This window comes from Caballeronia sp. ATUFL_F1_KS4A (assembly GCF_023630905.1).
Taxonomy (GTDB): Bacteria; Pseudomonadota; Gammaproteobacteria; order Burkholderiales; family Burkholderiaceae; genus Caballeronia; species Caballeronia zhejiangensis.
Genome location: NZ_JALQEB010000047.1, coordinates 15694 through 30847 on the forward strand (window position 1 = coordinate 15694; position 15154 = coordinate 30847).

13 protein-coding genes are annotated in these 15154 nt (G+C 64.9%); 11 read left to right on the top strand and 2 right to left on the bottom strand.

Features of this window, described 5'->3' with window-relative positions; genetic code table 11:
* Nucleotides 1–133: 133 nt before the first annotated feature.
* Both NCS03_RS30190 and NCS03_RS30195 read left to right on the top strand, forming a co-directional pair.
* Nucleotides 134–1153 carry an FUSC family protein gene (locus tag NCS03_RS30190; RefSeq protein WP_250530438.1) on the top strand — a complete coding sequence of 340 codons (1020 nt, stop codon included), beginning with the start codon at nt 134–136 and terminating at the stop codon, nt 1151–1153.
* Nucleotides 1154–1215: 62 nt separating this feature from the next.
* Complete coding sequence (locus tag NCS03_RS30195; protein ID WP_250437863.1) at nt 1216–2427, top strand: DUF2252 family protein; 1212 nt, start codon at nt 1216–1218, stop codon at nt 2425–2427.
* A 14-nt stretch (nt 2428–2441) separates the two neighbouring features.
* Here the strand turns inward: NCS03_RS30195 and NCS03_RS30200 are convergent, their stop codons facing one another.
* The gene (locus NCS03_RS30200) at nt 2442–3833 is read right to left on the bottom strand and encodes an aminotransferase-like domain-containing protein (RefSeq protein ID WP_008345729.1); all 1392 of its coding nucleotides are present in this window, start codon (nt 3831–3833) and stop codon (nt 2442–2444) included.
* A 401-nt stretch (nt 3834–4234) separates the two neighbouring features.
* On the opposite strand from NCS03_RS30200, the gene NCS03_RS30205 reads away from it, so the two are divergent.
* From NCS03_RS30205 to scpA, 9 genes are read left to right on the top strand one after another with little or no spacing between them, the layout of a single operon-like run.
* On the top strand, nt 4235–4717 hold the full coding sequence (locus NCS03_RS30205; protein WP_008345727.1) for an MSMEG_0572/Sll0783 family nitrogen starvation response protein: 483 nt from the start codon (nt 4235–4237) through the stop codon (nt 4715–4717).
* Nucleotides 4718–4722: 5 nt separating this feature from the next.
* Entirely contained in the window at nt 4723–5730 is a 1008-nt protein-coding gene (locus tag NCS03_RS30210) for a Nit6803 family nitrilase (protein ID WP_250530439.1), read from the top strand.
* The gene (locus NCS03_RS30215; RefSeq protein WP_008345724.1) at nt 5723–6793 is read left to right on the top strand and encodes an MSMEG_0568 family radical SAM protein; all 1071 of its coding nucleotides are present in this window, start codon (nt 5723–5725) and stop codon (nt 6791–6793) included. The genes NCS03_RS30210 and NCS03_RS30215 overlap by 8 nt, the downstream gene beginning before the upstream one ends.
* 1 nt (nt 6794) lies before the next feature.
* Nucleotides 6795–7355 carry an MSMEG_0567/Sll0786 family nitrogen starvation N-acetyltransferase gene (locus NCS03_RS30220; RefSeq protein WP_250530440.1) on the top strand — a complete coding sequence of 187 codons (561 nt, stop codon included), beginning with the start codon at nt 6795–6797 and terminating at the stop codon, nt 7353–7355.
* Nucleotides 7352–8302 carry a sll0787 family AIR synthase-like protein gene (locus NCS03_RS30225; protein ID WP_250530441.1) on the top strand — a complete coding sequence of 317 codons (951 nt, stop codon included), beginning with the start codon at nt 7352–7354 and terminating at the stop codon, nt 8300–8302. The genes NCS03_RS30220 and NCS03_RS30225 overlap by 4 nt, the downstream gene beginning before the upstream one ends.
* A gap of 22 nt (nt 8303–8324) precedes the next feature.
* Entirely contained in the window at nt 8325–8609 is a 285-nt protein-coding gene (locus NCS03_RS30230) for an MSMEG_0570 family nitrogen starvation response protein (RefSeq protein ID WP_008345717.1), read from the top strand.
* Nucleotides 8610–8639: 30 nt separating this feature from the next.
* Nucleotides 8640–9929: an MSMEG_0569 family flavin-dependent oxidoreductase gene (locus tag NCS03_RS30235; protein ID WP_008345715.1), complete on the top strand. Its 1290-nt coding sequence runs from the start codon at nt 8640–8642 to the stop codon at nt 9927–9929.
* A 9-nt stretch (nt 9930–9938) separates the two neighbouring features.
* A complete protein-coding gene (locus NCS03_RS30240) occupies nt 9939–10763 on the top strand; it encodes a Pnap_2097 family protein (protein WP_250530442.1) in 825 nt (274 codons plus the stop codon).
* Nucleotides 10760–12850 (top strand): methylmalonyl-CoA mutase, encoded by a 2091-nt coding sequence (scpA, locus tag NCS03_RS30245; RefSeq protein WP_250530443.1) that lies wholly within the window; start codon nt 10760–10762, stop codon nt 12848–12850. The genes NCS03_RS30240 and scpA overlap by 4 nt, the downstream gene beginning before the upstream one ends.
* Here scpA and NCS03_RS30250 read toward each other — a convergent pair.
* A complete protein-coding gene (locus NCS03_RS30250) occupies nt 12843–15152 on the bottom strand; it encodes a M48 family metalloprotease (RefSeq protein ID WP_250530444.1) in 2310 nt (769 codons plus the stop codon). The two genes, scpA and NCS03_RS30250, sit on opposite strands and share 8 nt — an antisense overlap.
* Nucleotides 15153–15154 lie beyond the last annotated feature (2 nt).

Below are 15154 nucleotides of genomic sequence, written 5' to 3' on the forward strand. Positions count from 1 at the left end.
CATTTCAGCAATCGCAATGCCGTGGCATGGGCACAGGCGATGCTCGCATCGTGCAAACCTCTCAGCGACTCAAGCCGAATTGACAATCATACGAAGACGCCCCCGACGCATCGGCCGGTTCGATGCGCTGCGCATGTGCGTGCAATCGCTCATCGCGAGCGTGCTGACGTATGCGTGCATGAATTTCATCGGTTCAGCGAGTACAACGTGGGGCGTTTTTTCCAGCCTGTTCGCGCTGCAGGTGAGCTTCGACCGCAGCCTCAAGTACGGCGTAGGCCAGATGATCGGCGCGGCAATCGGCACCGTGGTAGGCCTCGCGACGCTGCATTTCTTTCCCGATGCCGCCGATGCCTTCCCGCGACTCGGTCTCGCGACGCTCGTCACATGCCTTGCGTCGACGCTCTTCCCGACGACGAACTACAGCATCGTCGTGGCGGCGGCGCTCGCGCTCGAACCATCGGCGGGCGTTGCAGGCGCGGTGTCGCGCGCCGAAGCGATCGCGCTGGGCGCGGTCATCGGCATCGGTGTGTCGTCGAGCGTGTGGCCGCAACTGTCGCGTTCGCGCGCCTTCGAGATCATGGGCGAGCTTCTCGATGACTGCCGTGCGTTGCTCGCGACGATGCCGATCCTCGGTCCGCTCGAAAACCGCGAACGCGTCGATGCGCTGCATGAGCGCTTTCTGCGCCATCTCGTCGAAGCGCGCGCGGTCTGCGGCGAGACGCGCGTGCGTGCGCGCTTCGAAACCGGATCGTCGCTCGGCGCCGCGCTCGTCGCTTTCGAAACGCTATGGCATGGACTGGTGCTGCTCGATCGCATCGGGCAATCGCAATGCGGCTGGCTGACGAACGAGGAAACGGAGCCGCTCGCGGAGCGCATCGAACTCGTGCGCGATTGCGCAAGCGGCTATCTGCAGGCACTGGCTGCATGGATGCGCGGCGGCGCACCGCTGCCGCCTGCCGAACGCTTTCTCGGGCCGCTGAACGATGCGTCCGCTGCCGTCCAATCGGATATCGCGAACGTGATTCTCGGCTACGCGAACGACTCACGGCAGTTGCAGGCGTTGTCGACGCTGTCGTTCGCACTGGAACAGATCAAAGCGAATCTCGCGAATATCGCCGGCGTGCTGGAAACACGCTTCGATCGATCCGCGTAAGCCGTTTGCAAGACGACGGCACACCATCTGCTCTGTCTTCCGACCACCTACGGCGATCGGATATGAGCAAGAACAGCAAAGCGAACAAAGGCATGCCCGCGCCCGATGACCGGCAGGCGCTTCTGACCGAACTGCGCCGTTGCAAAATGGCGCGCTCGCCGCACGCGTACGTCAGGGGCAATACCGAACGATTCTATGAGTGGGTGATGGAGGCGAACGGCGATTCGTTGCCTCGCGGCCCGGCGGTGTGGATTTGCGGCGACTGCCACACGGGCAATCTCGGACCGATTGCCAATGCCAAAGGCAAAGTGGAAATCCAGATTCGCGACCTCGATCAGACGGTGATCGGCAACCCGGTGCATGACGTCGTTCGTCTGGGCTTGTCGCTTGCGACGGCTGCGCGCGGATCATCGTTGTCGGGGCTGAACGTCGTGCGAATGATCGAGGCGCTGGCCGCAGGATATGAATCGGCATTCGCGGATGAAGTCATCGACATCAAGCGTCCCGAACCCGTTCACGTGACGATGAAGGAAGCCGTGCATCGATCGTGGCAGCATCTCGCGCGCGAGCGCATCGAGGACCTGCATCCGACGATTCCCTTGGGCAAACGCTTCTGGCCGCTTGCCGGAGACGAGCGAAAGGCGATCGAAGCGCTCTTCGCCGATGAGGACATCGCAAGCCTGCCGACGAGCCTGAAGGGACGCAAGGATTCGGGCGAGATCGTCGTGCTGGACGCGGCGTACTGGGTGAAGGGTTGCAGCTCGCTCGGCCGTCTGCGTTATGCGGTCCTGCTCGATGTCGATGGTGGCGTCGTCGAAGGCGACGACCTGTGTCTGATGGACATCAAGGAAGGCGTGAAGGCCGCCGCGCCCCGTTACGACGACGTCGCGATGCCGCGCGACAACGCCTTGCGCGTCCTCGAAGGCGCGCGAAACCTGTCGCCGTTTCTCGGTGAACGCATGCGCGCGGCCCGCCTGCTCGATCGCGGCGTGGTGATCCGCGAGTTGTTGCCGCAGGACATGAAACTCGAGATCGAGCAACTCGGCAAGGATGACGCGATGCACGTCGCGCACTATCTCGCGGGTGTCGTAGGCAAGGCGCATGCGCGTCAGATGGACGACGCAACGAAGCGCGAGTGGCGAGCCGAACTCGGCCGCAATCGATCGAAGACCATCGACGCGCCGCTATGGCTTTGGAACAGCATCGTGCAGTTGGTGAGCAGCCACGAAGCGGGCTACCTCGAGCATTGCCGTCGTTACGCGACCGACGCGTGAGGGTACGCATCGCTTCAAAGCATCGGCATATGCAGATGATGCGGATCGGCCATCATGTCCGCCACGCGCCTTAGCGCTTCGCGGCAATCCTCGCGATCCTGTGGCCCGCCGAGACACAGCCGCAGCGCATTCGGCGGATTGCCATCGGTAGAGAACGCGGCGCCGGCCACCGCGCCGATGCCTTGATTGCGCAACTGCAACGCGAGTTCCGGCGCGCTCCAGTCGGACATCGAAGGCACGGGCAGCCAGAGATGAAACCCTTGCGGATCCGCGTCGAAGGCGAGACCTCGAAGCTCCGCCGACGCGATAGCCTGCCTCGCCGCCGCTTCATCGCGAATGGAATCGAGCACGTCGGCGGCGGTGCCATCGTTGATCCATTGCGTTGCGAGCAGCACGGTGAACGGGCTCGGCATGACCGACGTCGCCCGCAACGCTCCCGCGATGCGCTGAGTCTGCCGCGACGTCGGCGCCTTCAGATACGCGACACGCAACCCCGCGCCAAGCGTCTTCGATAAGCCGGTTACGTGATACGTCAGTTCCGGCGCGAGTTCGGCAAGCGTGGCGGGTGCATCGCAAGGCAACATGCCATAAGGCTCGTCCTCGATGATCGGCACGTTATAACGCAAGGCCACATCGGCCAGCGCTTCGCGCCGCTGCCGCGTCAACGTCAACGTGCTCGGATTCTGCAAGGTCGGATTGCAATAGAAGCCGCCGGGCTTTTCCGTTCGGCACAATGCCTCGAACGCATGCGGCAGCGGCCCTTCATCGTCGCGCAACACGGCTTGCAGACGCACGCCCAGTTGCGATGCGATCGCCTTGATCCCCGGATAAGCGAGCGAATCCAGACAGATCATTTCACCCGGCCGCGCAAGCTGCGAAACGAGCGCGACGAGCGCGCCATGAATGCCGGGACAGACGAGCACGGTATCGACATCGACATCGGGAATGCGCGCCTTGAGCCACTCGCGGCCCGCAACGCGATCCGCCGTCGTGCCGCCGAAATCCTGATAGCGCAGCAACTGAAACGGATCGGCGCGTTCCATCAGACTCGCCGCCGATGCACGCAGCCGCGCCGCGAGCGCGGGCGGTTCGGGTGGCATGTTCATCGACATCTCGACACTGCTGCCGCCCGCGAGCGGCAAGGTCTGCGTCCTGCCGCGCACGAACGTGCCGCTGCCCGCGCGTGAATCCAGCAGGCCGCGTTTGCGCGCTTCGGCATACGCGCGCGCGACGGTCGTGTAGTTGAGCCCGAGCAGATCGGCGAGGTCGCGCAGACCGGGCAGCCGGTCTCTCGGACGAAGCCGGCCGCTCGCCAAGTCTTCCTCGATCAGATCGGGAATCGTCAGATAAGCGGGCTTTCTGCTGTCTTCGAGCTTCCTGACCCAGTGATGCGCAAGCTGATTCATGACCGCGATGTCTCCGGCGATGGTTCGGATGACCTTAGCATGACAAAACAATCGATCGAAAAGAGATCGCATGCGCTGATCGCACTTGATTGCATTGATCGCATCGATGCACGGCTTCGGTGTGCCGCGCACCATGCACACGCTTTTCTGCGCTGAAATCGTGCGTGGGGTAGGCGGGCATGAGCGAGGCGGCGCGTCGCGAAGGCCCGTGAATCAAGGCTTCCGCAAAAAATTTTCGCTTCGCGCATGCAAGATCGTTTTGCTTGATTGCAAAGTGATTGCATTTCGCGGGCCAATCATTGGCATATCCGTTGCGTTTTAGCGTTCGCCGTCGCGATGAATGCGATCGACCACGATCGAGAGCGACGGCTCGTTCGCGAACCCATACATCGGAGAATGCCATGCCCGCAGTCAATCAACCGCTTCACAAGAACGGCGACTTTCTGGTCGACTACGAAGAGAAAGTCTTCGAGGATGTGAAGGCCGAACCCGGCGAAAAGGCGCTCGTCACGTTTCATACGGTTGCGTTCGAAGGCTCGATCGGCTTCGTGAACATGCTGCAGGCCACGCGTCTGCAACGCAAGGGTTTCGATACGTCGGTGCTGCTCTACGGTCCCGGCGTCACGCTCGGTCTGCAACGCGGTTTTCCGACGCTCGGCGACGAAGCCTTCCCCGGCCATCTCAACTTCAACAAGCAACTGCAGAAGTTCATGGCCGAAGGCGGCAAGGTGTACGCGTGCCGCTTCGCATTGCAGGCGCTTTACGGACACGGCGAAGCCTCGCTGATCGAAGGCATTCGTCCGATCAACCCGCTCGACGTGCTCGATCTCCAACTGCTTCATCGCAAGGAGAATGCGCTCGTCATCCATACGTGGACCGTGTGACGATCATGGCCGATGCCCTTTCGAAAAAGCGCATCGTGCGCGCCGCCGCCGTGCAGATCACGCCGGACTTCGAGCGTCCGAACGGCACGCTCGACCGCGTCTGCACGGCCATCGACGAAGCCGCGGCGCAGGGCGTGCAGCTCATCGTGTTCCCCGAGACCTTCGTGCCGTATTACCCGTATTTCTCGTTCGTGCGCGCGCCGGTGGCATCGGGCGCGGATCACATGAAGCTCTACGAGGAAGCGGTCGTGGTGCCGGGGCCGGTCACGCAGGCGGTGGCCGAACACGCGCGGCTCGCGAACATGGTCGTCGTGCTCGGCGTGAACGAGCGCGATCACGGCAGCCTGTACAACACGCAGCTCATCTTCGATATTGACGGCAAGCTGCTGCTCAAGCGCCGCAAGATCACGCCGACGTTTCATGAACGCATGATCTGGGGACAAGGCGACGCAGCCGGTCTCAAGGTCGTCGAAACGGGCGTCGGACGAGTCGGCGCGCTCGCGTGCTGGGAGCACTACAACCCGCTCGCGCGCTATGCGCTGATGACGCAGCACGAAGAGATCCATTGCAGCCAGTTCCCCGGCTCGCTGGTCGGTCCGATCTTCGCGGAGCAGATCGAAGTGACGATCCGCCATCACGCGCTCGAATCGGGCTGCTTCGTCGTCAACGCGACGGGCTGGCTCACCGATGCGCAGATCGAAGCCGTCACGCCCGACCCGAATCTGCAACGCGCGCTGCGCGGCGGCTGCAACACGGCGATCGTCTCGCCCGAAGGCCAGCATCTCGCCGAGCCTTTGCGCGAAGGCGAGGGCATGGTGATCGCCGATCTCGACATGGCGCTCATCACGAAGCGCAAACGCATGATGGATTCGGTCGGTCATTACGCACGGCCCGAACTGCTGAGCCTCGCGATCAACGATCGCCCGGCATCGCCCGTCACTTCCTTCAAGGACACCGAACACGATGAGCGCCCGAGAGAACCTGCCGGCATCGGCACGGCAATTGATGACTGAGCTTCAGTCGACGGGCCTGCGGCTCGTCGATCCGCGCGCGGGCGTGTCGAGCCGGCGCGGCGGCGCGGGACCGTCGGATCACAAGGCGGTCACGGTCGATGGCGTGACCATCATGGTGCCCGTGCATACGAGCACCGCGTGGGAATCGCCGTTCGTCGCCGGGGAGCCCGATGCGAACGGCAAAAGCGCGCTGATGCGCAACACCATTCCGATCGCGAGCATCAGCTTTCCGAAGGCGCCGCGCTTCTATGCGATGCAGACGCTCGACGGCGTGCCTTACTCGCACATCGCGACGCTGCATAGCGCCGACGTGCTCGCGACGACCGTGCTGCAAACCTGCATCCGCTACGAGAGCCGGCGCAAGTCGTGCAAGTTCTGCGCGATCGGCCAGTCGCTCGCGGCGGGGCGCACGATCGCGCGCAAGACGCCGGAGCAGCTTGCCGAAGTCGCGCGCGCAGCCGTGCTTCTCGATGGCGTCAAGCATATGGTGCTCACGACCGGCACGCCGCCCACATCCGATCGCGGCGCGCAGATCCTTTGCGAAAGCGCGTTCGCGATCAAGGCCGCGGTCGATCTGCCGATCCAGGCGCAATGCGAGCCGCCCGACGACGATCGCTGGTTCGAGCGCATGAAGGCAAGCGGCATCGACACGCTCGGCATGCATCTCGAAGCGGTGACGCCTTCCGTGCGCGAACGCATCATGCCGGGCAAGGCGACGGTGCCGGTCGCGCGTTACATGGAAGCCTTCGAGGCGGCGGTCGCCGTATTCGGACGCGGACAGGTGAGCACGTACATTCTCGCGGGGCTCGGCGACAGCGCGCAGGCCATCGTCGATACGGCGCGCGAGCTCATCGCGCTCGGTGTGTATCCGTTCGTCGTGCCCTTCGTGCCGATCAGCGGCACGCCGCTCGAAGATCATCCCGCGCCCACGCCCGAATTCATGCGCTCGGTGCTGGCGCCCATCGGCGCGATGCTCGCAAACGCCAACATGCGTTCCGCCGATATCAAAGCGGGCTGCGGCAAATGCGGCGCGTGCTCGTCGCTTTCTTCGTACGAGGTGTGACATGTTCGTCGAAGCCATCGAGGGCGATGCATTCGATCTCGCCTATACGCCGGTCGAATATCGCGTCAAGTGGGCGACGCTGCCGTGGGAAGCGGATGAAGCGTACAAGCTGCGCCGCGCGGTGTTCTGCATCGAGCAGGGCGTGTTCGTCGGCGACGATCGCGACGAGATCGACGAACGCGCGCAACTGCTCGTTGCGCTGAGTTGCGTCGCGGGCATGCCGGAGCAGGTCGTCGGCACGGTACGCATCCACGAGACGCAGCCGCGCGTGTGGCTCGGCTCGCGGCTCGCCGTGCACGCCGCTTTCCGTTCGCACGGCAGGATCGGCTCGACGCTGATCCGGCTCGCGGTGTCGAGCGCACACGCGCTCGGATGCGAGACTTTTCTCGCGCATGTGCAGGCGCAGAACGTGCCGCTTTTCCGGCGTCTACGCTGGGACACGCAGCGGGAAGAGACGCTCTTCGGCCGCCCGCATCATCTGATGCGCGCGCAACTCGATGCGTATCCGCCGTGCGTCACGCCGCAAAGCGGATTCGTCGCGCTGGCGCGGAGGCCGTCGTGAACGCGCTGGCCGGTCTCGTCGAACGCTTGCGCGAGAGTCGCGGCTTTCGTCACAAGAGCGATATCTCGGGCGTGTTGTCGCGGCTGCCTGAAGGCGCTCAGGCCGTGCCGATAGGCGACGACTGCGCCGCGATTCCCGATGGCGACGGCTATCTGCTCTTCGCCATCGAAGGACTGGTGAGCGACTTCGTGGGCGCGATGCCGTGGTTCGCGGGCTACAGCGGCGTGATGGTGAACGTGAGCGATATCTACGCGATGGGCGGACGTCCGCTCGCCGTCGTCGATGCGCTGTGGAGCGGCGACGCGCAAGCGGCATCCGAGGTGCTCGCGGGCATGGCGGCGGCATCGTCGGCGTATGGCGTGCCGATCGTCGGCGGCCATAGCAACGTGCGCAGCGACGGCGCGCAGCTCGCGGTGGCGATCGTCGGGCGGGCCAGGAAGCTTTTGACGAGCTTCGACGCGCGCCCCGGCGATGCGCTCGTGATGGCCGTCGATTTGCGCGGCCGTTTCGAGGAGCCTTATCCGTTCTGGAATGCATCGGTGAGCGCGCCTGCTGGCCGCGCGCGCGGCGATTACGAACTGCTGCCCGCGCTAGCCGAAGACGGCCTGTGCGATGCCGCGAAGGACATCAGCATGGCGGGCGCGCTTGGCACCGCGCTGATGTTGCTCGAATGCTCGAAGGCCGGCGCGCGCATCGATCTCGATGCGTTGCCCTGTCCCGAAGGCGTCGATTTCGAGCGTTGGCTCACGGCGTTTCCGAGCTTCGGCTTCGTGCTGTCCGTGCGTCCCGAACAGGTCGATGAAGTGCTCGCGCGGTTTGCTTCGCGCGACCTCGCGAGCGCGGTGATCGGCGAAGTGGATGCATCGCGTGAAGTCGTGTTGACGCGCGACGGCGATGCCGCGTTGCTATGGAACCTGCACGAGGCGCCGTTCATATGCGCGCGATGAACCCCGCAACCGAGGCTACACCATGCCAGTGATGCATTTTCTGATTCGTTGGCCCGACGGCGTCGAGGCGAACTGCTATTCGCCTTCGACGGTCGTCGGCGAGTATTTCGCGGCAGGCGAAAGCTATAGCGTCGGCGATTTCGTCGCGCGTTCGCGCGAGGCGCTCCACATCGGCTCGGAGCGCGTGCGGGAGAAATACGGCTTCGCGTGCTCGGCCGCGCTCGATCAGCTTGCGCGCATCGAAGAGGATGCGAGCCGCTTCAGCGAAGCGCACGAGGCACGCGTCACCGTGCTGGCGCTCGATTGACTCACTTGTCGAATGGTAGAGGGATTGAATATGTCGAACATCGATTCAGCACAGACCGCGCCGGCGCATTACAGCGTGATCGTCATCGGCGGCGGACAGGCCGGGCTTTCGGCCAGCTACTTCCTGAAGCAGGCCAGCATCGATCATCTCGTGCTGGAAAAGCACAGCGTCACGCACACATGGCGCACGCAGCGCTGGGACACGTTCTGCCTCGTGACGCCCAACTGGCAATGCGCGTTGCCGGGGCATCCGTATCAGGGCGCGGACCCGCACGGCTTCATGAAGAAGGACGAGATCATCGACTATCTCGATGCGTTCATCGCCAAGGTGAATGCGCCGGTGCTCGAGGACGCGGCGGTCACGCGCGTCACGCGCGACGCGCAAGGACGCTTCGCCGTGACGAGCACGCGCGGCGCGTTCACGGCGGATCAGATCGTGGTCGCGTCGGGCGGCTATCACACGCCGATCGTGCCGCGCATGGCCGAGCGTCTGCCCGCTGACATCGTGCAGGTGCAGTCATCGGAATATCGCAACGCCGGTGCGCTGCCGCCCGGCGCGGTGCTCGTCGTCGGCTCGGGTCAGTCAGGCGCGCAGATCGCGGAAGATCTGCATCTGTCGGGACGCAAGGTTCATCTCGCGGTCGGCGAGGCGCCGCGTTGCGCGCGGTTTCATCGCGGTCGCGATGTCGTCGACTGGCTCGCGGACATGCGCTATTACGACATGCCCGTGACCGATCATCCGCTGCGCGAAGGCGTGCGCGACAACACCAATCATTACGTCACGGGCCGCGACGGCGGACGCGACATCGATCTGCGCCGCTTCGCGCTCGAAGGCATGGAACTGTTTGGCCGGCTCGAAGACTTCCGTGACGGCAAGCTGCGTTTCGCGACCAACCTGCGCGCGAATCTCGATGACGCCGACGATACCTATAACCGCATCAACGCGAGCATCGACGGTTTCATCGCGAAGCACGGCATCGACGCGCCTCCCGCCGCGCCTTATGTACCCATCTGGCAGCCGCAGGAAGAGCGCGCGGAGCTCGACCTGCAGGCGAGCGGGATCACATCGATCGTATGGTGCATAGGGTTCACGCCGGACTTCGCGTGGCTCGATGCGCCGGTGTTCAACGGACGCGGTTATCCATCGCATACGCGCGGCGTGACGGCGGTGAAGGGCCTCTATTTCGTCGGCTTGCCGTGGCTGCATACGTGGGGCTCGGGCCGCTTCTCCGGCGTGGCGCGCGATGCGCAATACATCGTCGATGCGGTGTGCGCCGAGCGGGCAAACGCGCCGGAGCGCGCGTCGATCGCGTGCGCGTAAAGGAAGCTCATGCCTCGTCACGACGATACGTATCGCGCCGGCATGCCGCAGCTCAATTGCGCGGGGCTCTCGGAGAACTGGCTGCTGAAAGAGTGCGGCGACCGGCATTGGGACGCGCTCGCACGCGAAACGGCGAGCGACTTCATCTCCGACGAAGGCGGCCGCGCGTATGCCGCGTTCACGTCGATCCGGCTGCGCGCCGAAGGCATGCACGATGTGCGCGAGAACGACGCGCTCTGCATACGCACCGAGCTTTCGCGTGTGGGTCCGGTGCGGCACTTCAGCGAGCATCGCGTAAGCGGCAAAGGCGGCACGATCGCCGCGTTGTCGATGATGTCCACCTTCGTGCGACGCACCGAAGCGCGCAACAATCGCTCGGTCGCGCGGGCGAGCTTTGCGAACCTCAAAGGCGAGATCGCGCCGATGAATCCGCTCATCGCCGACATGCAGGATAGGGCGCGCAAGCTGCGCCTGCGTGAAGCAGGAGCGAGCATCGACGGAATCGCTTTGCACGAGGCAGAATGCGCGCCGGTCGAGTTTATGCCGTGCCCGTACAGCGACTTCAACGGCGCCGACTTTCTGTACTTCGCGAGCTTTCAGGCGTTCGTCGATCGTGCGGAATGGCAAACGTGGCGTCTCGCGGACTTGCCCGCGCTGGTGTCGCGCGAGCTGCATTATCACGGCAACATCAACGTCGGCGAAGGGCTGCGGGCCACGTTTCGGCGCGCGTCGATCGACGATGCGCGCATCGCGCACTGGTGCGAGATCGAGCGCACGCGCGATGGCGTGAAGATCGCCGACGTGCTGACACACAAGACACGGAGACGCGCATGAACCGCGTGCCGCGCAAGCCGCTTTACACGGCGGCCGATCTGGAAGGTCTCGCGCATCTCGACTCGATGCCCGGCGCCGCGCCGTTCGTGCGCGGACCGTATCCGTCGATGTACACGACGAGACCGTGGACCCTGCGCCAGTACGCCGGTTACGCCGATGCCGCCGATTCGAACCTCGCGTTTCGCCGGGCGCTCGATCGCGGCGCGCAGGGCTTGTCCGTCGCGTTCGATCTGCCGACGCAACTCGGCTACGACTCGACCGACGATGAAGCGCGCGCCGATGTCGGTCTTGCGGGCGTGGCCATCGATACCGTCGACGACATCGCGCGTCTTTTCGAAGGCATCGCGCTCGAACGCGTCTCCGTGTCGATGACGATGAACGGCGCGGTGCTGCCCGTGCTCGCGGCGTACATCGTCGCGGCGGAGGAACGCGGCATCGCGATGGCGTCGCTCTCCGGCACCGTGCAGAACGACATCCTCAAGGAGTTCATGGTGCGCAACACCTGCGTGTTCCCGCCGGAACCGTCGATGCGAATCGTCGCGGATGTCGTGCAGTTTTTGAGCGAGCGGATGCCGCGCTTCAAGGCGCTGTCCGTTTCGGGTTATCACTTTCAGGAAGCGGGCGCGGATGCATCGCTGGAGCTGGGGCTGACGTTCGCCAACGCCCGCGCGTATGTGCGTGCGCTGCGCGCGCGCGGCCTGAACGCGGATGCCGTCTGCGAGCAACTGAGCTTTTTCTTCGGCGTCGGCGCGGACTTCTTTGCGGAGATCGCGAAGCTGCGCGCGGCGCGGCTCATCTGGTCGGGCATGGCCGAGGAAGAGGGCGCGACGTCGGCGAAGAGTCGCGCGCTGCGGATGCATTGCCAGACGTCGGGCTGGTCGCTCGGCGCGACGCGCACGCAAAACAATATCGTTCGCACGACCGTCGAAGCGATGGCGGCAGTGTTCGGCGGCACGCAATCGCTGCACACGAATGCACATGACGAAGCGCTTGCGTTGCCATCGGCATCCGCTGCGCAGCTCGCACGCGACACGCAATTGATTCTTCAGCACGAGATGGGGCTGTGCGAGGTCGTCGATCCGTGGGCGGGCTCGTACATGATGGAATCGCTGACGGCGAGCGTCGCTGCGCAAGCGCGCGAGATCGTCGACGAAATCGAGGCGCGCGGCGGTGCGCTCGAAGCAATTCGCACGGGCTGGGTTCATCGGCGGATTCAGGAGCGTGCGGCGGCGACGCAGGCGCGCATCGATTCGGGAACGCAGACGATCGTCGGCGCGAACGCGTTTATTGCCGACCATGCCGACGACGATGCGCCCGCCTGTCTCGCGATCGATGGCGAACGCGTGCGCGTGCAGCAGTCGCACAGAATCGCCGACGTGCTGCGTCGGCGCGACGAATCTCGCGTGCGTGCCGCGCTCGCCGCATTGACGCGCGCCGCACGCGACGATGCCGGCAATCTGCTCGCGCTGACGATCGATTGCATGCGCGCCCGCGCGACCGTGGGTGAATGCACGCGCGCGCTCGAAGCCGTGTGGCCGCGTCATGATCCGGCATCGGCGAATACGACACGCGTGTACGGTGAATGTCGCCGTGACGACGACGCATGGCACACGGCGTGCGCTCGCGTCGCGCAACTCGGCGAAACGCTCGGCCGAAAGCCACGCATGTTGATCACGAAACTGGGACTCGACGGACACGATCGCGGCGCGAATGTCGTGGCGTGCGCGCTGGAAGATGCAGGCTTCGATGTGACGGCTACCGGATTGTTTGCATCGCCGGCGCAGGCCGCGAAGCTCGCTGCGCAACGGCCGTACGATGTCATCGGCGTCTCGTCGCTTGCCGGTGCGCACGGCACGCTCGTGCCTCGATTGCTGCGCGAGCTTGCGGAGCGCGACGTGCACACGCCGCTCGTCGTCGGCGGAATCGTGCCCGACGAAGACGCCTTCTTGCTGCGAAAGAAAGGCGTCGCCGACATATTCAATCCAGGTTCGACGATGCACGAGATCGTCGAACGGCTGGTGAAGTTGATCTGCCCGGACGCGCGATCCGAATCGCGCCTGGTCAATTCGCAGGCCGACTTCAGATGACGTCGCTCAGCGACTTGATCCATCCGGCGATGACCACGATCCCGAGCATGGCGACGACCGTTTTGCGAACCATCGACAAGCGGTCATGTCCGTCCGAAGACCTGCGCAATGTGCCGGCGAGCGCGCCGATCATCGAAGCGGGAAGGGCGGCCAGCGACGCCACGCCGAGGTACAGCAGCACCGACGTCATGCTCGACTCGAACGTCGATTGCGCGTTGAGGTCGATGGTCACGAGGCCGCCCACGCTCATCACCGCGCCCGCGATCGATCCGGCGCACAAGCCGTAGAGCGCGTTGAACGCGCCCCGACGCGACGCCGCGATCAGCGCCGCGAGCGCCGCCGTCAGCGCGATCGGCATGACGATCGCGAAGCCGCTTTCGCCCGCGCGTTGCGCGACGTGCAGCAGCGCGGAGAACGTCGCGTAGATCGTGCTTTCGGCATCGTGCGGAAGGAAGCGGCGAAACCGCAACAGTTCGATCCAGAGACAGAAGACGAGCCCGGCGATGATGCCCGTCGACAGCGCGCGGCCCGGTCTGAACTCGGGAAGACGCAAGCGGAATGCGTCGTCGAGAAAGACCCACGACGACGGCGCGAGCTCGCGGCGCGCGCGGCCGAACCATCGCGATGCCCACGGAAAAAGCCACGACCCGAACGCCGCGATGACCACGGGCGGCGCGGCCATCACGAGCGACGTATAGAACGTCTGATGCGGCCTGAGCGTCACGATCGACATCGACGCGAACGTGCCCCACGCGAACATCCCCGCGACGCCCGCGATGGAAACCGCGCTCGTCAGCCTGAGCGCGAAAAGCGGCGAGCGGCTTCTCACGGCGACGCCAGTCCACGCGGCGGCCGAGCGCGCGATCCAGTCGCAGATCATCCAGCATCCGATGGCCGCGAGCACGAGCGCGACCGCGTGGACTTCGAGCACCGTCGTCAGCGTGTCGGCGGTCATGCGCGGCTGGGCCGGGCCGCCCCAAAGCAGCCCCGCGCCGAGGAGCATCTGATTGACGAAGTAGCCGAGCGCGAACACGGCGCCCGCCGCCGCCGTGCCCTTCACCGGATCGCGGCCGTTCAGCACCGCTGCATAGGCGCCGCGCCAGACGCCCGTCGTGAGCGCGCCGATCGCGAAGATCATCACGGCGAGCGGCACCACCGCCGACGCGATGATCGTCACGCGCAAGACCGCCGCTTGCGCTTCGCCGGGCACGAGGCCGAGCACGAGACCGTTCATCGTTTCGATGACGACGCCCGCGCCGAAGCCGATGCCGAGCGCATCCCACTTGCCGAGGCGAAAGAGCGGCGTGGTGTCGGCGAGCACGGCGCGACGCGCATCGCCGCGCGGATGCAGGCTCAGGAACGTGCGCGCGCGCTTGTTGCTGTCGTCGCGCATCCGCGCGAGCACACGATCGACGTGAACGGGCGAGCCGTCCCATTGCGACGCTTGCACGTCCGCGTAAAACTCCCTCACGCGCAGCACCGACGCGCCCGACAGCAGCACGAGCGCGCTCCACAGCCCGGTCTTTGCGAGCAGCCAGGCGGTGTCGCGCAGCGCGTGCCCGGCAAACAGAGTGACGCCGAGCAAGGGCACGACGCTCACGATGACGAACGCGAAACACGCGGCAATCGTCATGAACGTCTTGTCGATGTCGCGGTTACGGATGTGCGCCAGTTCATGCAGGACGATCGCGCGGAAGGCGGCGCGATCCGCGTAGAAATAATTGGCGACGAACGCGCCGGAGAGCGCAACGTAATAGTCGCGGCGACGCCCGAACGTGACCGGCAGGCCGGTCGCGAGCGGATTCCAGACGAACGCGGGCGGCGGATTCAACTGCGCTTCGCCGCAAAGGGCGATGAGGGCATCGAAAAGACCGGGCGGATCGTCCTTTGCGATCGGCACGAGCCGCTGCGACTTCAGCTTCCACGCGGGAAAGCGCCAGTAGAAGACGCTGGCGAGCGCGAGCGTCGCGACGATTCCCGCGCCTTTCCACGCCATTTGCGGCCGCAGAAGCGCCATGCAATGCGCGAATTGCGGTGCGAACTGCACACGCATTTCCGAAGCGGACAGCACGTCCCGAGTCAGTAATCGCGGATCGAAAACGCCCGCGAACATATCCGACGCGCACGCGACGAGCTTTTCCGTCGCCTCGACGTGCAGGCTTTCCCAGAAATGCCCATAGAACTGGATGCTGACGCACACGATAAGCACGATCAGCAGATCGAACCTCAGCGCGATGTCGGACGGAAACGGCAACGGATTGAGCCGCGGCCTGCCCGTGTTCGTCGTGACGGATTGCAGCACGA